At 47.8% G+C, this 23,280-nt stretch carries 17 protein-coding genes and 1 other RNA gene; all 18 read right to left on the reverse strand.

From position 1 onward, the window contains the following. Positions 1 to 64: 64 nt before the first annotated feature. Positions 65 to 958 carry a UDP-3-O-acyl-N-acetylglucosamine deacetylase gene (lpxC, locus tag H3S82_RS08640; RefSeq protein WP_198233151.1) on the reverse strand — a complete coding sequence of 298 codons (894 nt, stop codon included), beginning with the start codon at positions 956 to 958 and terminating at the stop codon, positions 65 to 67. A gap of 912 nt (positions 959 to 1,870) precedes the next feature. Continuing rightward, positions 1,871 to 3,649 (reverse strand): cell division protein FtsZ, encoded by a 1,779-nt coding sequence (ftsZ, locus tag H3S82_RS08645; protein ID WP_077971959.1) that lies wholly within the window; start codon positions 3,647 to 3,649, stop codon positions 1,871 to 1,873. A 69-nt stretch (positions 3,650 to 3,718) separates the two neighbouring features. After that, positions 3,719 to 5,017: a cell division protein FtsA gene (ftsA, locus tag H3S82_RS08650; protein WP_077971960.1), complete on the reverse strand. Its 1,299-nt coding sequence runs from the start codon at positions 5,015 to 5,017 to the stop codon at positions 3,719 to 3,721. After that, positions 5,014 to 5,922 carry a cell division protein FtsQ/DivIB gene (locus H3S82_RS08655; protein ID WP_369458754.1) on the reverse strand — a complete coding sequence of 303 codons (909 nt, stop codon included), beginning with the start codon at positions 5,920 to 5,922 and terminating at the stop codon, positions 5,014 to 5,016. The genes ftsA and H3S82_RS08655 overlap by 4 nt, the downstream gene beginning before the upstream one ends. Next, entirely contained in the window at positions 5,910 to 6,830 is a 921-nt protein-coding gene (locus H3S82_RS08660) for a D-alanine--D-alanine ligase (RefSeq protein ID WP_077971963.1), read from the reverse strand. The genes H3S82_RS08655 and H3S82_RS08660 overlap by 13 nt, the downstream gene beginning before the upstream one ends. Positions 6,831 to 7,575: 745 nt before the next feature. Continuing rightward, entirely contained in the window at positions 7,576 to 8,538 is a 963-nt protein-coding gene (gene murB, locus H3S82_RS08665) for a UDP-N-acetylmuramate dehydrogenase (protein ID WP_198233152.1), read from the reverse strand. Between the two features lie 11 nt (positions 8,539 to 8,549). Next, positions 8,550 to 9,959 carry a UDP-N-acetylmuramate--L-alanine ligase gene (gene murC / locus H3S82_RS08670; protein ID WP_077971967.1) on the reverse strand — a complete coding sequence of 470 codons (1,410 nt, stop codon included), beginning with the start codon at positions 9,957 to 9,959 and terminating at the stop codon, positions 8,550 to 8,552. Further along, on the reverse strand, positions 9,956 to 11,080 hold the full coding sequence (gene murG / locus H3S82_RS08675) for an undecaprenyldiphospho-muramoylpentapeptide beta-N-acetylglucosaminyltransferase (RefSeq protein ID WP_198224293.1): 1,125 nt from the start codon (positions 11,078 to 11,080) through the stop codon (positions 9,956 to 9,958). Before murG ends, murC begins: the two co-directional genes overlap by 4 nt. Before the next feature lies 1 nt (position 11,081). Further along, entirely contained in the window at positions 11,082 to 12,227 is a 1,146-nt protein-coding gene (locus H3S82_RS08680) for an FtsW/RodA/SpoVE family cell cycle protein (protein WP_078039702.1), read from the reverse strand. Between the two features lie 179 nt (positions 12,228 to 12,406). Further along, positions 12,407 to 13,798: a UDP-N-acetylmuramoyl-L-alanine--D-glutamate ligase gene (gene murD, locus H3S82_RS08685; RefSeq protein ID WP_198237135.1), complete on the reverse strand. Its 1,392-nt coding sequence runs from the start codon at positions 13,796 to 13,798 to the stop codon at positions 12,407 to 12,409. Between the two features lie 5 nt (positions 13,799 to 13,803). Continuing rightward, positions 13,804 to 14,874, reverse strand: coding sequence for a phospho-N-acetylmuramoyl-pentapeptide-transferase (mraY, locus tag H3S82_RS08690; RefSeq protein ID WP_077971981.1), 1,071 nt, complete (start codon positions 14,872 to 14,874; stop codon positions 13,804 to 13,806). Between the two features lie 22 nt (positions 14,875 to 14,896). Then, positions 14,897 to 16,315, reverse strand: coding sequence for a UDP-N-acetylmuramoylalanyl-D-glutamyl-2,6-diaminopimelate--D-alanyl-D-alanine ligase (locus tag H3S82_RS08695; protein WP_198237136.1), 1,419 nt, complete (start codon positions 16,313 to 16,315; stop codon positions 14,897 to 14,899). Continuing rightward, on the reverse strand, positions 16,312 to 17,763 hold the full coding sequence (locus H3S82_RS08700) for a UDP-N-acetylmuramoyl-L-alanyl-D-glutamate--2,6-diaminopimelate ligase (RefSeq protein WP_198232919.1): 1,452 nt from the start codon (positions 17,761 to 17,763) through the stop codon (positions 16,312 to 16,314). Before H3S82_RS08700 ends, H3S82_RS08695 begins: the two co-directional genes overlap by 4 nt. A gap of 18 nt (positions 17,764 to 17,781) precedes the next feature. Then, positions 17,782 to 19,533, reverse strand: a complete 1,752-nt coding sequence (locus tag H3S82_RS08705; protein WP_198232918.1) for a penicillin-binding protein 2 — start codon at positions 19,531 to 19,533, stop codon at positions 17,782 to 17,784. Further along, a complete protein-coding gene (locus H3S82_RS08710) occupies positions 19,530 to 19,937 on the reverse strand; it encodes a hypothetical protein (protein WP_198232917.1) in 408 nt (135 codons plus the stop codon). Before H3S82_RS08710 ends, H3S82_RS08705 begins: the two co-directional genes overlap by 4 nt. Then, complete coding sequence (gene rsmH / locus H3S82_RS08715) at positions 19,934 to 20,959, reverse strand: 16S rRNA (cytosine(1402)-N(4))-methyltransferase RsmH (protein ID WP_198232916.1); 1,026 nt, start codon at positions 20,957 to 20,959, stop codon at positions 19,934 to 19,936. Before rsmH ends, H3S82_RS08710 begins: the two co-directional genes overlap by 4 nt. 125 nt (positions 20,960 to 21,084) lie before the next feature. Next, the gene (locus H3S82_RS08720; RefSeq protein ID WP_075914211.1) at positions 21,085 to 22,398 is read right to left on the reverse strand and encodes an Nramp family divalent metal transporter; all 1,314 of its coding nucleotides are present in this window, start codon (positions 22,396 to 22,398) and stop codon (positions 21,085 to 21,087) included. A gap of 129 nt (positions 22,399 to 22,527) precedes the next feature. Beyond that, positions 22,528 to 22,922: RNase P RNA component class A (gene rnpB, locus H3S82_RS08725), an RNA gene on the reverse strand. Between the last annotated feature and the right edge of the window lie 358 nt (positions 22,923 to 23,280).

The following is a 23,280-nucleotide window of genomic DNA, read 5'->3' on the forward strand; positions in this document are numbered from 1 at the left end:
ATCATTCCTTATAGACTGAATTATGACAAATCCCTGAAAAGAACAGTTATTACAATCGAATTTATTAAAATTCTTTTGTATCGAATGCAGTTTTGTCTTCAAGAAGTGCTTTTACAAGCCTTGCATTCAAGGCATGTCCACCACGAAATGACCTGAAAAGGCCGATAACGGGCGAACCGGTCATTGCTGTATCACCAATCGCATCCAATAATTTATGGCGGACAAATTCATTTTCATAATGAAGACCGTCCGGATTAACGACATTGTCATCAAAACCGATCACAATCGAATTTTCCAATGACGAGCCGAGAGCCATACCTGCGGCCCAAAGTGTTTCAACATCTTTCAGGAAGCCAAAGGTGCGCGCTCTGGAAATTTCTTTTTTGAATTCTTCCGGTTTGCAATCAAAAACAATGGAGCTTTTGCCGATAATCGGGCTTGAAAATTCTATCGAAACGTCAAATCGTCTGCCATCAAACGGCTCGAACTCGGCAAAACCGTTTTTCGATTCGACCCTGACCTTTTTCTTGATGAGGATAAATTTGCGTTTAACGTTTTGATTAACAATTCCCGCTTTATCGAACGCCTCGCAATATGTCCATGAACCGCCATCAAGTATGGGTAACTCGTTATTTGAAACTTCAATGACAAGGTTATCAAGATTATAGGCGTTGATTGCAGCCATCAAATGTTCGATAGTCTCGACACGGACGGCCCCCGTACCCAAAGTTGTCGAAAGGTCGGTTTTACCGGTTTCTTCAGAAACAGCACGGAAGCGCTTTTTTTCGCCCGAGGGTAAAACTCTTACAAATACGATCCCCGTTCCTGCTTCGGCAGGGTTGATCGTGAGGGTTGAAGGGAGACCACTGTGAACACCATACCCGCTTAATGTGACCGCTTTTGCCAATGTTGATTGGAAATGTTGGTCAGGACCGGACTTTGAATGTTTACCAACCATAGTTGAAAGAATTTCCCTTCCTCGATTTTTAAAAAACTTTTCTTCACATAGCACTAATAACGATAATCTTCGACAAGGAATTTTATCAATTCCGTTGAAGCAAACCACCATTGCTCACCAATTCGAACTTTGACGGCTAATCTCCCAAATGTCATACACGATTTTCTTTAACATCATAACCGTCTTCACGTCTCGTCTTCGATCAAATTTTGCTTGTCACTCACTCCTGCCCGAAGAAGCCTCCGGAATTTATTTCCCGTTCAATATTGTTCATTCCCTACATTTTCACAAAGATGGTTTTGCGGGGCCGCTATTTCGCTGTTCCTCAACTTCGCATCATGTTAAGATTTTAACGTTCGCAGTTTTCGAACCGGCATAAGATATTGGAAGTAGACGGAAGTCCCTCTCTTGTTTTTCATTCTTTTTCACAAAAGGGCACCTTGAACATTGTTTTTCACCAAAAACACAAGCCGCTTTTTCAAACGTGCTCAGATTTATAAAACAGGTCAGGAAAATGATAAAACAGATCAGAAAAATTCAGTCTTGGTTTTAAGTTTTTACCGCGCTCCGCAATGGGAATAGCAGTTGTTTTAGGCATATGCAGACGAAATTGCCCACTCTTCTTTAAAAGCCAATTGCACAAACTTCTTCAACGCCGATCACTCACTCTCCTTGAGCGCAAATTGCCCACAGCTCGTTCATAGACTTTTGACGTTCGTCGAACCAAATAACAGGCTGGTTACGCCACTTTCGCCGTTTTCATTTCCGCAAAGCCAGATTGTGGTGAAAGAAGCAAACCGCATATACAAAAAAGCCGCTGTTTTAAAAAACAGCGGCAGTTTTGAGAAGGTTTTTGGGGCTTTTATAGTGTCGACCTCTCGAACAGAGGCCGACTTATTGTTACCTTCGTATTCAGTTTGCCTGACGGCGAAGGAAAGCCGGAATCTCCAACTGGTCTTCTTCGCTGACCGGCTGGCGTTGTTGTGGTTGCTGACGTGGTTGAGGTTCAGCAGACGGTTGCCGCCGAGGTGCGTAAACTGCAGCATCGGATGACAATTGACGGCGTGGTTCCTGATTTGGCAGAACCGGCTCGCGATTTTGTTTATGGGCAGGTTCCAAACGGGCTGTCGGCTCCTCATCGCGGTGAATCAAACTCTGCGTCAATTTTTGCCAAAGACTGCGTGGTCCCTGCTGAGCTTGTTGATGATGAGCGGCTGCATTGGCTTTTTCGCGGGCGACAGACGGAAAATCGCGCAGTTCAGGCATTCTGACCGGTGCCGGACGCTGTTGGGGTGCTGCCTGTTTTTCGCGCATTGCCGGTACTTCGGTCATCTCGTCAAGTACGCGGGCAGTTGCTTCCATATTTACCGGAGCTTGCTCACGCGGTTGAGACATACGCGGAGCCTGCATACGCGGTGTTTGCGGCATTTGCTGTGCCTGTGCATGAACCGTTGGCGCAGCCTGAATTTGCGGATTGGCGCGTTGCGGAATAACACCTGCGCTTGAGGAAGGAACTTTAAAAATTTCGCTCTGAGGACGGAATGGTTCCTCGACAGGCCTGTTCATTTCCAGTTCCAAAGCTTCCATGACCTCGACCATCGGCTGCGGTTTTGCTTCCGAAAGTTGAGCTTTCGGGCCAGCCTGTGGAATTGCATTATTCTCGAGCTTGCGTGCAGGGCCTGACACCTGATTTCCCTGCCCGTCTGTATCAGCGCCTTCGACGCTTGCACGGTCGATACCGGTTGCAACAACCGAAACACGGATGACACCTTCAAGCGATTCGTCATCAATCGCACCGAAGATCACATTTGCATCGGCATCGACTTCTTCACGGATACGATTGGCCGCTTCGTCAACCTCGAACAATGTGAGGTCACGTCCACCGGTGATCGAAATCAACAAGCCGCGAGCACCGCGCATTGACGTTTCGTCAAGTAGCGGATTGGCGATCGCTGCTTCTGCGGCTGCAAGAGCACGATTTTCACCGGAAGCTTCGCCGGTTCCCATCATGGCGCGACCCATTTCATGCATAACCGAACGCACATCGGCAAAATCAAGATTGATAAGGCCTTCTTTGATCATCAGATCGGTGATCGAGGCAACACCGGAATAAAGCACCTGATCGGCCATCATGAACGCATCGGCAAAAGTGGTTTGTTCATTGGCAATGCGGAACAGGTTCTGGTTAGGAATAACAATCAGCGTGTCAACGCATTTTTGCAATTCTTCAATACCGGCTTCGGCTGTTTTCATGCGGCGTGCACCTTCGAAATGGAAGGGCTTTGTAACAACACCGACAGTCAAAATACCTTTTTCTCTGGCTGCACGGGCAACCACTGGTGCAGCACCGGTACCGGTACCGCCCCCCATACCACAGGTAATGAAAACCATGTGGGAGTTACCGAGATGATCGACAATTTCATCAAGGCATTCTTCTGCTGCAGCCTGCCCGACTTCGGGAAGTGCGCCGGCACCAAGACCTTCGGTCACGGCCGCACCAAGTTGGATAACACGATCTGCCTTCGACATAGTCAATGCCTGGGCGTCCGTATTCGCGACAACAAAATCAACGCCCTGTAAGCCGGCATTGATCATATTATTGACAGCGTTACCGCCGCCACCGCCCACACCGAAAACAGTGATGCGTGGCTTCAATTCTGTAATATCTGGCCCGTGCAGATTGATTGTCATTGTCTTTTCCTTCTCAATAAGTACACCGCAAAGCCCTTAGCGGTAGAATTAGAAATATCACTCAACAACTCAAAAACTCTCGCGCAGCCATTGGCCTACGCGTTGAAAACGTCCCCCCGTACCAGTCTTGAGTTGACCGATCGTATGAACGATTTTCTCTTCGAAACTCGCCGTCTGCGGATAGATCATCAAACCGACAACCGCAGAAAACGCCGCTCCCTTAGCCAGAGTTGGCAACCCCGAAACTCCAAGCGGGCGACCGACCCTTACATTACGTCCCAATATCTTGCGTGCTGTCTCGGGCAAGCCGGTAAGCTGGCTCCCTCCACCTGTCAGCACAATACGTTTTCCGATAACATGGCCAAATCCGGAACGATTGAGCCTGTCACGTACCATTTCAAGAATTTCTTCCACACGTGCCTGAATAATGCGTGTCAAAACAGCACGTGGATATTGCATTTCGCTTCGCTCGTCCGCGATCGGTGAAATGCTGATCATATGTCTGTCATCCACGCCACCGGGAAGTGTCGACCCATGCATAACTTTCAGTCTTTCGGCATCTTCCAGAGGCATCGAAAAACCACGTGCTATATCAAGCGTGACATGGTTGCCACCAACAGGAATAGCATCGGCATGAACAAAATGATTGTCGGAAAAAACCGAAAATGTAGTTGTGCCGCCACCAATATCGATGCAGGCAGCTCCCAAACGGGCCTCATCATCAACGAGCACTGCAAGACCGCTTGCAAATGGTGTTGCAACCATTGCTTCAACACTGATGTGGGCGCGATTGATACAGGCTTCAAGATTCCGCAATGGTACAGTTTCTGCCGTTAAAACATGAACATCCACACCAAGGAGATTGCCTGTCATTCCTATTGGATCCGAAATCCCCTTTTCACTATCAAGCGAATAGCTGAGCGGAACCGAATGGACAATGTGACGATCAAGTGCAAATGCTTTTCTTGATGCACTGGCAAGAACCGAGCGAACATCACGTGAAGAGACTTCACGCCCGCTCACATCATATTCGCCATGAACAACAACACTTCTCAAGCGGGCAGACGAAAAATTGACGATTAATGAATCGACAATCAAACCTGCCATTTTTTCCGCTGCATCAACTGCGAGGCGAACAGATTGTTCTGCCGCCGCCATATCCATAACAACGCCGGATTTGATCCCGCGGGAACGTTGCACACCAAAGCCCAAAATTTCAATATGGTGCGTACGACCGGGCAAATATTGCATATGATCAAAAGGACGCAAACGCGCAATGACGCAAACAACTTTGCTTGAGCCCATATCAAGCACTGTCAACAGACGGGTCTTACGCAATCCGTTATGTCCTGAGCCGAGCAGATTCATGCGTGACCTGCCTTCCGAGCCTTCAAATGACGCTCTTCTTCTTTAACAACGTTATTACGCCGCTCCAATGCCTCATCCGACAATGCAACAGTAATACGATCAGGAAGCCGTAAATCAACACTCAAAACGTCGCGACTAAAAAGCCCTTGTTCTTTATCGGCCTTGACTGCATCCGCAAGTCTCGCAATAGCATCCGTTTCCGGCAATTTGATACGAACGCCATTATCAAGCAGAACATCCCAACGCCGGTCACCCACACGTACATAAGCCCGTACATGTTCTTTAATTTCCGGAAAAGCGGCTACTTCATGCACAAAATCGGATGCCTTTTTATCGGCACCGATACCGACAACAAGCGGCAAATCACCCGCAAGGCCCGGTTTGAACGGCACGATCACTCGCCCTGCGTCATCAATAATATCAAGATTATCGCCATGCTGCCAAACTGCATAAGGCTGCCGCTCGACAAGCGAAACACGAACACGATCCGGATAGATCTTTTGAACGTCGACCGATTGTATCCATGGAAGTTGTGCAAGCGCCTCACGGGCCTTGACTGCATCAAAACCGATCATCGAGGTTTCGCCATCAAGACCGAGAGCCGAAAGAACATCAAGTTCCGACATGCGGTTATTACCGGCAATTTCTACATCTTCGACTGCAAAACCGAATGTCGATGTTGTGGCTTTTACAACATCATCGGTGTGGCCACCTGCCGAAATGCCATAGCAAGCTGTTGCACCAAAAAAGAGGACGACTGCAAACGCACCAAAATGGCGTGGCAGCTCGATGTCAGCCTGAACAATTTGAGAGACAGTACGCCGCAACCGCCGGTAAAGGCGGGGCAATATCGACATCGCAAGTGTCGAAAAACCGTCCTCTTGTTGACCGTTCAACGCATACACGACGCGTCCTCCAACATCCACTTTACAAGATCGCCAAACGAGCGACCCGCCACTTTCGCCATGTCCGGTACAAGAGAGGTGGGTGTCATACCCGGTTGTGTGTTGATTTCCAACCAGACCAACTCACCTTTCTCCTCGTCAAAACGAAAATCCGAGCGGCTAACACCTCTGCACCCGAGTGCCTGATGTGCTGCCACAGACATCCTTTGCACATTTTGGTAAATATTTGGTGAAAGTGGCGCAGGACAAACGTGTTTTGATCCGCCTGGCTTATATTTTGATTGAAAATCGTAAAATTGAAATTCTTTATCCGGCACAATCTCGCAAACTTCCAACGCTTCTCCACCCAGAACAGCGCAGGTCAGCTCCCTTCCCGCAACATATTTTTCTACGATGACATCATCGCCATAGTGCCAGGATGATCCGGTAATTTCGGATGGCGGTGTATTTTGACCGGCCTTGACGATAACCACGCCAAAGCTCGACCCCTCATAAACCGGCTTGATGACATAAGGAGGCTCGATCGGATGGATTTTTCCAATCTCGAAACGGTTCATCACGCGCGACGGCGCAACCTTTACACCATTTGCTGCCGCAACGATTTTTGCCCGCCCCTTATCCATAGCAAGAGCGGACGCCAAAACACCCGAATGGGTGTAAGGAATTTGCAAAAATTCCAATATGCCCTGAATACGGCCATCTTCACCAAAAATACCGTGTAAAGCATTGAACGCAATATCAGGCTTTAATTCCGACAGTCTGGACGCAACATCGCGCCCGACATCAACTTTTGTGACTTTATAACCGAGATTTTCAATGGCCTCTGCACATGCCGTTCCCGAAGACAGACTTATCGGGCGCTCGGAAGAAAAACCACCCATCAATACGGCAACATGCTTTTTCGCCATTACGAAAAAACTCCCTCAGAAACCACTAAATATAGACCCCATCTAAACAACCGATACTATCGGTCGTCTGAAAATCCAAATCATCCTTGCGAATCAATGGACTAGCATTAACCATAATGAATCAGAATCATCCCATTCTGACAACCCCCGCATCATGCAAGATGCTGATTCGAAAGGCGAAATTCCTTTCATCCCTTTGAAATGACTCATAGATTTTTTTCAGTTTTTTTTCATTATCTGTCATTTTATCCGTGGGCATAATCCGTTCTTTCGAAAAACGGCAATTGCAGGTCCCCTCGCACACCGAGCGGTTTTGCTAATTTCTGTCTTACAATTTTGAAAAACGAACAAAAATACGCGATACACAGACTGACTTTTAACGGCTTTGATGAAAGCTCCGGTCAGAAGCCCGAGTTTTACGCAAAACAACGTAATCACTAAAAAAGATAACCGGCTTTATAACCTGACAGATTCCCGTTCCGGAAATATAAGTATTTTCCGGAAATCATCCGTAAGTTTTTCCATTGTTCAAAAAATCGGACAATGCATAAAATTTATTAGATCATAAACCAGCTAAATTTTTTTAATACAGTGTAATTATCCACAAGATTATAAATAATCAAATTCATTTTTATAAATGTTTTTATCTTTCAGAGTATTAAAATTATAAAATTACAAGTCTTTGAAGTGGACCTGAATTGAAAAGGCGCAAAGATTTGCTTGCGCCTCTTTATTTTTACCCGTTTCAATGGGGAGCTATAAAAGGTTCTACAATTCTATCGGGCAAAAATTGGCCTATACGTTTAATTTCCCAATGAAGCACAATTCCGGTTTTTTCAAACACCCGCTTCCTTACTGTTTCGCCTAAAAGCTCGAGATCATAGGCGGTTGCATTACCTTTATTGATCATGAAATTACAATGCATGGTGCTCATCTCGGCTCCACCGATTGTCAAGCCGCGGCAGCCTGCTTCATCAATGACCTTCCATGCCGATGTACCCTCGGGATTACGGAAGGTTGAACCGCCGGTTTTTTCACGAATGGGTTGAACTTCTTCGCGGTGGCGAATGGCCTCGTCCATGGCTTTTTTAATGTCTTCCTTGTTGCCTTTTGGCCCTTCAAGCAAAGCACCGACAAAGATCAAATCATCATCGACCTTTGATTGACGATAGGAATATTGCATATCCGAAAGATTGAGGATATGGCGTTTCCCCTCACGGTCGAGTGCATAGACTTCAACAACATGTTGTGCTGTTTCGCCGCCATTGGCTCCGCCATTCATCTTCAATGCTCCGCCGAGACCTCCCGGTATTCCGCAATAAAAATGAAAACCTGAAATTCCAGCTTCCAGCGCGACAGAAGCAAGCCTTTTATCGGTGGTTGCGGCACCGGCAAAAATGCGCGTCTGCGAAACTTGCTGGGTTTCACCAAAACCTTTGGCCGAAAGACGGATTGTAACACCGGCAATACCGCCATCACGTATCAGCAAATTGGAACCGATACCGACAATTGTTATCGGCACATCCCTCGGCAATTTTTGTAAAAAGACCGCAAGATCGGCTTCGTCTGCCGGTTGATAGAAGACTTCGGCAAGGCCACCGGCGCGAAACCAGGTGACTTTGCTCATATCCACATTAGGGTGAATTCGTCCTCTTATGCCTTCAAGAGAAGGTTGCAACCGCTTTAAAAGTGCTTCGCCATCTATCATCTGACCAAAACTTATTTTTTATCGAGATCTGCCAATTCATTGGGTAGAGCATAAGCCCATTGGGTAATATTGCCAGCCCCGAGGAAGACAACATAATCACCGGGCTTTGCAATTTTTCTCACAATCGGGGCGATTTCCTTCGGGTCGGCAATATATCGCGCATCACGATGGCCGGCAGTTTTAATCCGGTCAACCAGAGCTTTCGAGTTGACACCTTCAATCGGGTCTTCTCCGGCCGGATAAACCGGAGCGACAAGAATAGTGTCGGCATCATTGAAACAGGTTGCAAATTCATCAAAAAGGTTATGAAGGCGTGTATAACGGTGCGGCTGGGCAATAGCAATGACACGACCTTTTACACTCTCACGAGCAGCTTTGAGCACTGCTTTGATCTCTACCGGATGGTGTCCATAGTCATCAAAAATTTCCACACCGTTCCAGCTACCAGTATGGGTAAAGCGGCGTTTGACACCGCCAAAGCCCGCCAATCCTTTGATAATGGCGTCATCAGAAACGCCAAGTTCGTGGGCAACTGCAATGGCCGCTGTGGCATTCAGCACATTATGACGACCGGGCATTGGCAAAACCAGATTTTTCATCTCGATAACCGCACCGGTTTTACGCGAGCGTATGACGACATCAAAATGCGATTTCGGCCCTTCCATATGGTGGTTCAAAAAGCGCACATCTGCCTGCGGGTTGGAGCCGTAAGTGATGACGCGACGGTCATCAATGCGGCTCACCAATGCTTGCACTTCCGGATGATCGAGACACATGACGCCAAAACCATAGAAAGGAACATTCTCGACAAATTGCAAGTAAGCTTCGCGTTCTGCTTCGAAAGTCCCGTAATGATCAAGATGTTCAGGATCAATATTGGTAACAACTGCGACATCGGCGGGAAGTTTTAAAAATGTACCATCGCTTTCGTCGGCTTCGACCACCATCCAATCGCCTTCACCCATACGTGCATTGGTACCATAAGCGTTGACAATACCGCCATTGATCACAGTCGGGTCCAGATTACCGGCTTCGAGAAGCGTGCCGATCAATGAAGTGGTTGTGGTTTTTCCGTGCGTTCCGCCAATAGCGACAGCCTGCTTGAAGCGCATCAATTCGGCAAGCATTTCAGCCCGTCTCACAATCGGTAGATGACGTTCTTTGGCGGCAATATATTCCGGATTATTTTTATGAATAGCCGTTGAAACAACGACAACTTCGGCCTGCCCCAGATTATCGGCACTGTGACCGACATGAATTTTTATTCCGTGGGAGCGCAAACGCTCGACATTGGCATTGTCCGCCTGATCGGAACCTTGAACTTTATAGCCCAGATTATGGAGCACTTCGGCAATACCGCTCATGCCTATACCCCCAATTCCCACAAAGTGGATTAGGCCAATACTCAAGGGCATTTTCATGAAGTTTCTCCTTCTTTAAATTCTTTTACTGTTTTGCCCGCAACCAATGCTTCTGCAAGATCTGCCAATTTTTTTGTGGCATCTCTATGACCTGCAGTTTTGGCAACTTTTGCCTGTGTAATAAGAAGAGCGCTGTTTTTGGCAACCGCATCAATCATTTTTGCAAGCTCGTGACTATCAAGTTCTTTCTGCTGCATCACTTTAACAGCACCGGTCGCAGCGAGCCTTGCTGCATTGGCTGCCTGATCGTGATCGAGTGCATAAGGGTATGGAACAAGCAAAGCGGGTCTGCCGATTGCTGCAATTTCCGACACTGTAGAAGCGCCCGATCGTGCAATAATGAATTGGGCATCGGCAATACGCTTCGGCATATCCTCGAAAAATTCTTTAACTTCGGCTTCGACTTGAAGATTCCGATAGGTTTCGACGAGTTCGTTTTGGTCACCCCTGACCTGCTGGACAATATGCAACCGTTTTTTTACATCATCGCCAAGCAGTTTTACCGCTGCCGGTACAATTTCATTGAAAAATGAAGCTCCCTGACTGCCACCGAAAATCAAAAGATTGAAAGCATCAGTTCCATCAGACGGGCGGTAGGGTTGTTCCGAGGCTTCGATCACCGCATCACGAACCGGATTGCCGGTTACAACAATTTTGTCTTTATACGGCCCTTCATCTTCAAGAAAGCCGCCGGCAATGGCATCAACCCGTTCAGCCAAAGCCTTATTGGCACGCCCCATCACCGCATTCTGCTCGTGAATAAAGGCGCGCAAACCAATCGACTTTGCCGCATAAAGCGGCGGCAATGTGGGATAGCCGCCAAATCCTGCAACAAGAACCGGCCGCAATTTTTTAAATAGTCGCCGTGACGCCCGAACACCTTTCAAAAGCTGCCAGAGCGTTTTCGCCACCGCAAAAGGATTTTTGCTCGTTATGGTTGCCGAGGGAATAACATGCACATGATCATCGTCAAATGTGCGCACAAAGCGTCTTGCCCTGTCATCGGTAATCAAATGGACATCATAGCCCCGTCGGACAAGTTCGCCTCTTAAAGCTTCGGCAGGAAAAAGATGGCCACCGGTGCCACCCGCAACCAGAACAATTATTTTTTTATCAGTCATCTCACACCGCTGGCAGAATAGTCGGTAACGACGCTGAAAGCCTTGCTTCGGGGCGTCTACGCGTCAAGCTCAACAAGATTCCCATGGAAATTGCAATTGCCACCATAGACGAACCACCATAAGAGATAAATGGCAAAGTCATGCCTTTTGGCGGCATTAAATGCAGGTTAACTGCCATATTGATCATGGATTGGCAACCGAACAGAATAGCCATGCCTGCAATAGCAAAGCGGGTAAAAGAATCCCGTTCATTCATAGCTATTTTCATGGATCTGATAACGATGAAGGCGAAAAGTGCAACAATCAGCAGGCAAAGAACAATGCCATATTCTTCCGCCGCAACCGAAAATACAAAGTCTGTGTGACTGTCTGGAACAATCCGTTTGACTGTCCCCTCGCCCGGCCCCTGCCCGAACCAGCCGCCATGCAAAATAGCCTCACGCCCGACATCCACCTGAAATGTATCGCCTTCGCCGGTCAAAAACCCGTTGACGCGTTCCTGAACGTGGTGAACAAAAAGATAGGCGCCAAAACCGCCAACAATCGCAAGCCCGATGAACAGAATGATGATGAAAATCGGCACACCGGCAAGGAAGAACAGGCCGCCCCAAGTGGCGCTGATAAGCATTGTCTGCCCGATATCGGGTTCAAGCACCAGAAGGCACGCACATGTTCCATAAAGAATAATGGCAAGCAAAAAGCCCGGAATGCCGTTTTTTCTGGTCTGATCGGAAAAAAGCCATGCCGACATAACGACGAAAGCCGGTTTCATGAATTCGGATGCCTGCACAGATACGCCGAGCACAGAAATCCACCGTCTCGACCCCTTGACTTCGGCGCCAAACAACAAGGTTGCGACCAGTAGAACAAGTGTTACCAGCAATAGTAGCGCGCAAAACCGGCGAATATTGCGCGGGGTAAAGAAGGAAACGAAAATCATCGTAAAAAGCGCCGGAAAGCTGAAAATAATGTGCCAACGCACAAAATAGAAACTGTCGGCAATACCGATTTTGCTTGCAACGGTAGGACTTGCAGCAAAGGAAAGCATAATGCCAAGCCCCATTAACATGAGACAGGCTGCCAGAATTGGCCGGTCTATTGTCCACCACCAATTGGCTATCGGTCCACGGTCTGCACGAGAAACCATTTCAACCCCTTTGTTACTAATGTCCGTTCAAGAACAATTTTTGCTCATTTATCAGTAGAAATTACGCCGAAAAGGATTCCGGTTGGTTAACGCGCACTCAACTTTTTAATTATGGACAAAAAATGGCTTCGACCGTCTCAAGCCGAAGCCATGAAATATAGGAGAAACAAAAATGGAGATTACAACGCTTTTACAAAAGCTTTGAAGGCATCACCACGAGCGCCATAATTTTTGAACTGGTCATAGCTTGCACAAGCAGGCGAAAGCAGAACGGCCACTTCTTCGGCTTTGTCTGCCCCCGCATCCTGATGGGCTTCCTGAACAGCTTTTTCCAGTGTTCCCGACATTGAAATCGGAAATGCGCCATTGATGGTGCGGGCAAAATCTTCCGCAGCATCACCAATGAGATAGGCTTTGCGGATTTTCGGGAAATAATCTTTCAAAGCGGTAATGCCGCCTTCTTTTGCAAGACCGCCGATAATCCAGTAAATATGATCAAAGGTGGCGAGCGCCGGTGCACTTGCCTCGGCATTAGTTGCCTTGCTATCGTCGACATATAGAGCATTGCCGATTTTTCTGACCTGCTGCATACGGTGCGGCAGCCCGACATAGGAGGCAAAAATACGCTGCAATTCAACCGGTTTTATTTTTAAAATATCAAGGGTGCCGAGTGCCATCAAAGCATTCTGCGCATTATGACTGCCGCGAAGCGAGTCTATTCCCGAAAGCGACAAACGTGCTTCCGCTTTGCCGTTCTCCACACTGAAAAGCTCGTCTTTGACAGCATAATATCCGCTCTTCAAAACCTTGTCTTTTGAAACGGGATAAACTTTATGATGGTCATGTAAAAGCTCTTCATAGATTTTTGTCGAATTTTCATCATCAACGGCAACCAATGCCGTTTTCGCGCCATTTACCAGCCGCTTTTTGATTTCGCAATAATGGGCAAATGTCCCGTGCCGGTCGATATGATCGGGCGAAATATTAAGAAGAATGCCAACCGTCGGGTTGATGGACGGTGTGAGATCAATCTGGAAAGACGAGCATTCGATCACATAAAAACGATTTTTTTCAAACGGCTCGAGCGACAAAATAGCGGTACCGATATTGCCACCCATTTCCGACAATTTTCCGCTCTCGTTCAGAAGATGATTGATGAGTGCTGTTGTGGTCGATTTGCCATTAGTGCCGGTAATTGCAATGAAGGGCATATCCGCGTCGGCAAGTTTATTGTGTTTGAGATAAGCATTGCGCTCGCCAATGAACAATTCAATGTCGCCGATAATTTCAACACCGGCAGCTTTTGCAAGTTTGACTGTCCAGTGGGGTTCGGGATTGGTGAGCGGCACACCGGGAGCTAGAACGAGAGCCGAGATTGTTGACCAATCGACGTTATGAAGATCGCTCACCGGTATATTCTCAGCACGCGTTTTTTCGACGGTTTCCATTTTGTCGTCCCATGCGAGAACGTCCGCACCACCGGCAAGAAGCGATTTTGCTGTGGCAATACCCGAACCACCAAGTCCAAAGAGTGCAACTTTTTTATTCTTGAAAGAATTGACTATAATCATTTTGCTTATCTTAATTTAAGAGTTGAAAGACCGATCAGGGCAAGCACAATCGAGATAATCCAGAAGCGTATAACGACCTGACTTTCTGTCCAGCCTTTTTTCTCGAAATGGTGGTGGATCGGCGCCATGAGGAAAACGCGTTTTCCTGTCAATTTGAACCAGAAAACCTGAATAATGACGGAGAGTGCTTCCATAACGAACAGCCCGCCGATGACAGCAAGAACGATTTCATGTTTTGTTGCAACCGCAACAGCACCCAACATACCGCCAAGTGCAAGCGAGCCGGTGTCGCCCATAAAAATTGCGGCAGGCGGCGCATTAAACCACAAAAAGCCTAGTCCCGCTCCGACAACCGCGCCGAGAAGCACTGTCAGTTCGCCTGAACCCGCGACATAGTGAATCTGTAGGTAATCGGCAAAATTGATATTGCCGGACAAATAGGCAATGAGCGCAAATGACGAAGCGGCCACCATGACCGGAACGATGGCAAGTCCATCAAGGCCGTCGGTGAAGTTGACCGCATTACCCGCTCCAACCATGACAAAAGCAGCAAAGGGAATAAAAAACCAGCCGAGATTGAGCAAATAATCTTTCACAAAAGGAAGTGCGAGGCCCGTTGATTCGAAATGCATAATGACGCCGGAGGCGACAATGGCAATGATAAATTCCAATGTCAGACGAGCCTTTCCGGAAAAGCCTTTTTCGCTTTGTTTGGTGACTTTGAGATAATCATCATAAAAGCCGATTGCGCCGAAGGCCAACATAACGAGAAGTACAACCCAAAAATAGATATTGGAAAGATTACACCATAGAAGTGCAGAAACCACCGTACCGCTCAAAATCATCAAACCGCCCATGGTCGGGGTACCGGCTTTTTTGAAGTGGGTTTGCGGGCCGTCGGCACGGATTGGCTGGCCTTTGCCCTGACGCACTTTCAACGAGGCGATAATGCTTGGTCCGAACAGAAAAACAATCAGTCCCGACGTTAGCAAAGCCGCACCGGTGCGGAACGTAATATAGCGGAACACACCGACACCGGGCAGAATATCGGTCAGTGATGAAAAATACATCAACATGGAAGCTTGGCCTTTTTAACTTTCAATCGGCTTTCTTATAACGTTCAAGCAAAGCCGACACAACACGCGAAGAGCGAATGGAATTCGATGATTTGACCATGATGACATCACCATCATGAATGTCTTTGAGAACGAGTGGGATAATCTCTTCGACATTTTCTTTCAAATAAACTTTGAGCTTTTTTGCAAGCTCCTGTTCCAAAGGTTTGATTTCGCGTCCAATGAGATAAACCGGATTGGCACCCGAGGCAAAAACCGGTTCGGCAAGTTCGCGGTGAAGTTTTTCGCTATATTTGCCAAGTTCGAGCATATCGCCAAGCACCGCAATGCGCCGCCCGCGTGCGCCGGTTTTGGCTTGCTTCAAAAGTTCAAGACTTGCCCGCATGGAAGCTGGATTGGCATTATAACTTTCGTCAATCAGCGTGAATGTCCCGCCCGATGGCAATTCCAGATGATAACGTGCGCCGCGCCCGTTTTCGGCGCTAAATGTTGCCATTGCCATAACAATATGTGCCATATCGGCACCAACACAATCACACGCACCGAGCACGGCCAGACAATCCTGTACAATATGGCGTCCGGGTGCTGCAACCTTCACCATGGCTTCAGTGTCGCCAATCTTCACACTCATACTTGAACAGTCGGCCAACATATGGAGTTTTTCCAAGCGATAGTCGGCAAAATCGGCTTCGCCGAAACTCAATATATTTTCAATCCCGCACGCTTTGGCCTTATCGGAAAGAAAGTGGAAAAAATCATCATCGGCATTAAGAAGTGCTGTCCCGCCTTTTTCGACACCTTCGAAAATTTCCGCTTTTGCTGTGGCAATTTCCTCGACACTCGAGAAGAACCCCAGATGCACTGCCGCAACCTTGGTGATAATGGCCAAATGCGGCCGCACCATTTTTACCAATGGGCGGATTTCACCAGAATGGTTCATGCCGATCTCAAACACACCGTAATCCGTATCGGCCGGCATACGGGCAAGGGTTAGCGGCACTCCCCACAGATTATTGAAGGAGGCCGGATTGGCATGAACTTTTCCGACAGCTCCAAGACAATGGCGCAATGCTTCCTTTGTGGTGGTTTTTCCGACAGATCCGGTCACAGCAATAATTTTTGCGCCTGATCTCGCCCTTGCTGCGATTGCAAGCTCATCAAGAGCTTTCAGCACATCATTAACTGCAATCATCGGCACACCGAGTTTTTGAAGGTCTGCTTTGTGGGCTTTTTCGATAATCAACAAGCCTGCTCCGGCCTCGGCAGCTTTCGCCGCAAAATCATGTCCATCCAGTTTTTCGCCCTTGATACAGAAAAAGATTTCGCCCCGCTTTACGGTGCGGCTATCAATCGAAACGCCCGATAATTCATCCGGCAAATTGCCGATGATCTCGCCATCAATTGCTTTTTCAAGCTCGGCTTTCGTCCATAATGGCTTCATTTATGCTGTCCTTCCAAGGCCTCCGTTATTTCCTGATGGTCAGAAAAAGGATGGACTTCGGTTCCGATAATCTGGCCCTTTTCGTGTCCTTTTCCGGCAACAACCAATGTATCGCCGCTTTGAAGCAGAGAAATGGCATAACGGATGGCTTCTCTTCTATCCCCGATTTCTTTGGCGCCGCTTGCCGCTGCCATAATTTCTTTGCGGATTTCGGCGGCATTTTCGGTGCGCGGGTTATCATCGGTCACAATAACAATGTCGGCATATTTGGTAGCGATTTTCCCCATAATCGGGCGTTTCCCCTTGTCACGGTCACCACCGCAGCCGAACACCACAACCACTCTTCCGGTGGTGAAAGCTTTGACAGCAAGTAACACCTGTTCCAGCGCTTCCGGTTTATGTGCGTAATCGACATAAATTGCCGCTTTATCTTTTGTTGTTCCGACAAGTTCAAGACGCCCCGGTGCTCCTTGCAAACGTTCAAGTGCACGGAAAACTGCCGCAGCAGAGACACCGGTTGCAAGTGTGAGACCGGCTGCAACAAGCGCATTGGAAACCTGAAAGTCGCCGGCGAGCGGTAGCGTGAACTCGAAAACCTCGTTATCGACAATGCAATCAACAAATTGGCGCGAGCGTTGGTGCTCGATATGGCGCAATTTAATAAAATCACCCTTGCGCCCGACCGTTAAAACCTGCCGTTTTGACCGTTTGACATGTTCGATTGCCGCTTCCGAAAACTTGTCATCGGCAAAAATGACGGCAGGAGCATCTTTCGGCAAAAGCGTGTCGAAGAGACGCATTTTTGCCCTGAAATAATCCTCGACAGTGGGATGATAATCCATATGGTCGCGCCCCAGATTGGTAAAAGCGGCGGCAGCAAGATGGACACCATCGAGGCGGCGCTGATCTATACCGTGAGAGGAAGCTTCCATGGCAACATGGGTCACACCTTCATCTACAAGTTCGGCCATTATCTGTTGTAACCTCACCGGATCAGGCGTGGTCAAGGAACCATATTCATTTTTCACTGGCGTAATTACGCCGATTGTTCCAATTGTCGCGGCAGCAAAACCGGCATCTTTCCATATCTGACGCGTAAATGAAGCGACAGATGTTTTGCCGCTTGTGCCGGTAACAGCCACAACAGTCTCGGGTTGTTTTCCGAAGAAACGTGCTGCAATGAGTGCCAATTGATGACGTGCATCCGCTACACGTAAAATTGGAACATTGCTGTTCGTCAATTTAAAATCATGGTCGGTGAGAATAGCAACGGCGCCCCGTTTTGCTGCGTCTTCGGCGTAAACGCCGCCATCGCCTTTATTCCCTTTGAGAGCGACAAAAAGGAAACCGGGCATAACTTTTCTGGAATCGGCGGTCACGCCCTTAATTTCAACAGACGGTACTATTGTTTTCTGGTGAACACCGCTTATCAGTTGATCAAGTGTCATGCGCTATCCCCTTTTCCACTAGTCATTAAACGACGTTTCAGGCAATTTCTGATTGCCGGAAGACGCAAGTACAGGAGCATATTCTTCTTTAAAGTCCGGTCTTACACCCAAAAACGTTGCAGACCTGCGAATAATTTCTGCGACCATCGGAGCCGCGTTGAAACCGGCTGTTGCCCCGAATTTTCCTTCTTCTGCCTTAGGTTCGTCAATAATTGTCAAAACAACATATTGCGGGTCATCAATCGGGAATGACGCAAGGAAGGCGTTGAACCTTTTGTTTTTCGAATATTTGCCGTTTTCGACTTTTTCGGCAGTACCGGTTTTTCCGCCAACGCGATAACCTTCAACCTTGGCTCTGCGCCCCGAACCGATATCTCCATTCAATTTATAAAGATAACGCATATCGCGGCTCGTTTCCGGTGCAACAACCTGTTTGGAATGTTCTTCTGCCTCTTCGGCCGTGCGTTTCAAAAATGTCGGTTCGATAAGCCTGCCGCCATTCATCAAGGCACTGGCACCAACCGCTGTTTGCAATGGCGTTGTCATCATGCCGTGGCCAAACGCAATGGTCATGGAATTGACAGTTTTCCAGCGTCTCGGCTCGACCGGACGGGCAACTTCCGGAAGTTCTGTCGTCATACGGTCAAGAAGTCCCATTCTTTTTAAAAATTCGCGGTGCCCGTCAATGCCGATTGTCAGCGCTTCTTTTGCCGAACCGATATTGGAAGAAAAGATGAAGATTTCCCAGGCTGTCAACGGGCGGTATTTACCGTGGAAGTCACGGATGAAATGTCCGCGTCCTGCGGCGAGCGGCTTTGACGCGTCAACAACACTATTCAACTGGAATTTTCCCGAATCGAGCGCCATTGCGGTGGTAAAACTTTTAATTGTCGACCCCATTTCAAATGTACCGGCTGTCATCCGGTTGAGGCGGTCTTTCTTAAGTGCATCGACCGGATTGTTGGGGTCAAAATCGGGCATGGAAGCCATAGCAAGCACTTCACCGGTGTGAATATTGATAACCACCGCACCGGCGGCAATTGCCTGATATCTTTGCATGGCGTCCGCCAATACATCACGCATAATGGCCTGAACACGGATATCGATTGAAAGTTTTACCGGTTCAAGTGACGTTTCGTCGGCAAGTCCGGCTGCACGCAAATCGCTTAAACCCGCATTGTCGATATATTTTTCCATTCCCGCCGTGCCCTGATTGTCAACATTGACCATGCCGAGAATATGGGAAGCCGTTGGTCCACCGGGATAGAAGCGGCGCACTTCCGTGCGAAACCCGACACCGGGAATACCAAGAGCCATAATTTGCTCTTTCTGGCTTGGAGTAAGCCCGCGCTGAATCCACGCAAAACCGGTTTTCTTTTTAAGTTTTTTATAGGTTTCCTGCCAATCAAGATTGGGCAGAACCGTTGAAATCAATTCGATTGTTTCATCAACATCAATGATGCGGCGCGGTTCGGCAAAAAGCGAATAAGTTTTCAAATCGGTTGCAAGAAGCCGCCCGTTACGATCAAGAATATCGGGACGGGCTGCCGATTGTTCGACTGCAGGGCCGGAGGCTTCTTCTATCTCGCCACCTTTGATACCGAAATAGATCAGGCGGGCAAAAATCACCGCATAAACGCATAAGAAACAGCTCACCACCACCATCAGGCGGCGGCGGGTTCTGCGTGAACGATATTCGGCCTTTTGCAACTCTTCATAACGGTTGAGAGGTGCCTTTGGTTTACGCTTCAAAAACGGAATAAACTTCATGGCCGGACGCTTCCTGTTGCGATATTATCGATATTCGTGTTGCCATTGCGGGCAAGCAGCGAATTCTTTTCTTCAAGCTCGTCATCCTTGATCAGATTTTCGATCTGGTCTGGCAGACGTTCCGGTATATCCTGCAATTTGATAATCTGGCGGGGTTCGGTTACCTGCAATCCGAGTTGGTCCTGATAACGGGTGGCCAATACCTGCATACGTTCTGGCTCTATCATCATTGCCCATTCGGCATGCAAAAGATTGATGGTGTTTTTTTCGGCAACAATTTGTCGTTCGATACGCTGGACTTCACCAATGCGTTTCAGTGCGTCGTATTTCACTTTGTATGTGATACCGGCTGCACAAATCATAATGGCCACCAAAATCATATCAAATGTACGAAAAACTGTCATTTTCTATTACCATCATTTCGGGCATCAGTTCGGGCATTAAATCGGGCAAGTTCAGGAAGACCGAATATTGATTTATCAAGAGGTGCTATGTCGGCATCCGTGCGAATACCAAAACGGAAACGCGCAGAGCGTGAACGGGGATTAGTCTCTAACTCCGCTTTATCTGCGGTAATTCCGCTTTTGACTTTAAGAGTGAATGTCGGCTTTTCTGTTTCTTGAACCGGCAAATAGCGCGATTGCGCGCGCGCTTTTGACCGGAGAGCGAAAAACTTTTTCACCATACGGTCTTCAAGTGAATGGAAGGTAACAACACCTAGCCGCCCGCCCGGTTTCAAAACCGCTTCGCCAGCTTCAAGCGCTTTGGCCAATTCCTGAAGCTCGTCATTGACGTAAATACGCAAAGCCTGAAAAATTCTTGTTGCCGGATGGATATGATCGCCGGGTTTGCGCCCCACCAATGTCTCGACAGCATCTGCAAGATCAGACGTCCGCAAAAACGGCTTTTTCTCACGCCTTTCGACAATCATTCTGGCAATGCGTGCCGCATGGCGCTCTTCCCCGAGAAGACCGAAAATACGTGTAAGGTCTTTCACCTTCATGGTGTTCACAACATCGGCCGCACTAAAACCTTTTTCCGACATACGCATGTCAAGCGGCCCGTCTTTCTGGAACGAGAAACCGCGCTCTGCCCCGTCAATCTGCATGGAGGAAACACCGATGTCGAGAATAACACCGTCAACTTTATCTTCTGTCACATGGCCGAGATTGGAAAATTCTGTATGAACGAGTTTCAATCGCGGGCGATATTCTTCAACCAGAGCTTCGCCGTCACGGATCGCTTCCGGATCGCGATCAAGTGCAATGACATTGGCACCTTTATCAAGGAGTGCACGCGAATAACCACCTGCACCAAAGGTACCGTCGATAATTGTTTTACCGGCGCAAGCATCCATTCCCGCAAGAACAGGTGCGAGTAAAACAGGGATATGACGTTTAAAACCGGTATCCTTAACAGTTGGCATCGTTATCTTTTAACAGCACGTTTAAAAATTGATTGGCGCATCCTGACCTTTCAATCGGTCAAAATGCGTCAATCTTCTTTATCGCACAGTTATGCTTAACGAAGTGTTAGGATTGAACCCGTCATTCACGAAATTTCCGGTATTAAACCGAATGTCATGAAGAGCAGGACAAAATTCAGTATCAAAACAACAATTGCCGAAAGAATGGCAACGATCTGGGTAACAATTCCGTTGGAAAATTGCCCCATAATGGATTTGCGACCACTAAAATAGAGAAGCGCAATCATGGGGACAGGCAGCGAGATTGAAAGAATAACCTGACTGACAACCAGTGCTTCGGTCGAGTTGACACCGAGTGCCACAACGATAAAGGCAGGAATCATCGTAACAAGACGGCGAACCCATATCGGTATATAGAAGCCGACAAATCCTTGCATAACCATTTGTCCGGCCATAGTGCCGACAACCGAACTTGAAATACCCGAAACAATCAACGAAACAAGGAAAACGCCTGCCGCACCGATACCGAGAAGCGGTGTCAATGTGTAATAGGCCTGATCGATTTCGGCAATGTCGTTATGCGCACCATGAAATGTACTTGCCGCCATAATAACCATGGCCATATTGACCATGCCGGCTATAGCAAGAGCAACTATAACTTCGCGGTTTGAGTAACGAACAAGCTGGCGGCGATCCTTGTCACTCTGGACCTTGGCACGTGCCTGTGTCAGGCCGGAGTGGAGGTAAAGCGCATGCGGCATAACGGTAGCACCGATAATACCGACGGAAATAAGCAAGGCGTTGGCATCAGGCATTTCCGGTGTAAAAAGATGCAAACCTGCAGCTTCCCAATCAACCGGTGCGATCACCATTTCAATCAGATAACAAAGGCCGATAATCGAAACCAGAATACCGATCAGAATTTCTGTCGGGCGGAAACCGCGGCTATCAATCATCAGAAGCGCATAAGTAACAATCGCGGTAATAATCATACCGACGATAAGCGGCAAATTGAACAGCAAGGCAAGACCGATAGCACCACCGAGAAATTCGGCAAGGTCGGTTGCCATTGCAGCGATTTCGCTGATAATCCACATTGCCACAACAACAGGTTTTGACAGATTGTCGCGGCAGAGTTCAGCAAGGTTGCGGCCGGTTACAATGCCGACTTTAGCCGACAGTGCCTGAAACAGCATGGCAATAAGGTTGGCGAGCAACACAACCCACAACAACGTATAGCCATAGCCCGATCCGGCCTGAATATTGGTCGCAAAATTACCGGGATCCATATAGGCGATTGAGGCGATAACGGCAGGCCCAACCATGAGAAGAAATGTACGTCCGCCCTTTCGCTTGCCGGCAAGCATTGCAGAAATGCCTTCCGACGTCCGTTCGGTGAGCGAGGACTTACGGGAGAATTTATCATCTTGAAGAGACATGCAACAAAACTTTCTAATTGCGAATGCTTTGCATTAGCTCTAACGATCTATCCCGTCAATCGGGGTCATATAAAAATATTTGTGAATTTTATATTTGTGATTTCTATAAAGGTAAAAAAGCAAAAGAAAAATGTCAGTTGGTCTATAAGCCGGGTTCTGTATGGCGAAATTCGATTAAAAATTCCGCGTGACAGCCATTCATCTGGTACGGATGTTACCACCCGTCTCGTGCAACCTACCCGAATGACAGGCCCGGAAATCGGCTGCAAGCAAAGCTTGCGTGTCATTCCTATTCGGTCTTGCTCCCGGTGGGGTTTACCTTGCCACATCCATTACTGGATGCGCGGTGGGCTCTTACCCCGCCTTTTCACCCTTACCTGCATGAACAGGCGGTATATTTCTGTGGCACTTTCCCTGAGGTTACCCTCGCCGGACGTTATCCGGCACCGTTATTCCATGGAGCCCGGACTTTCCTCACCTTTCACCTTTCGGTATTGAGAAGGCGCGGCTGCCCGACCAACTGACGGGCTGCTTATAAAACAAAAACAAACGCCTGCAAACCATTAAAAATTGCTTCATTGACGCCCCCTTCCGCGTGCCTCTCCGGAAAGAAAACCGGGCCATTTTTGAAAAAAGCCTGCAAAAACAAAAATCCCGAAAAACAGTATGCAATAACAGTCGTTCCGGTCACTCGATTGCATAACGGACAAATGCCATAACATAGGATTCCAACGCAAAATCACAATTTATGACATTACAAAAGCCAACCGTGCCGCCCCTTGAATGTCCATTACATATTTTAAAATTGGGCCTGAATATCGGTTAAGCTGTTTTTTAAATCAACCAAGAAAGATCGGCTTAAAGCCAAATAAACCATTGATC

Origin of the sequence: Bartonella sp. M0192 (assembly GCF_016102305.1) — a bacterium.
GTDB classification, from domain to species: domain Bacteria; phylum Pseudomonadota; class Alphaproteobacteria; order Rhizobiales; family Rhizobiaceae; genus Bartonella; species Bartonella apihabitans.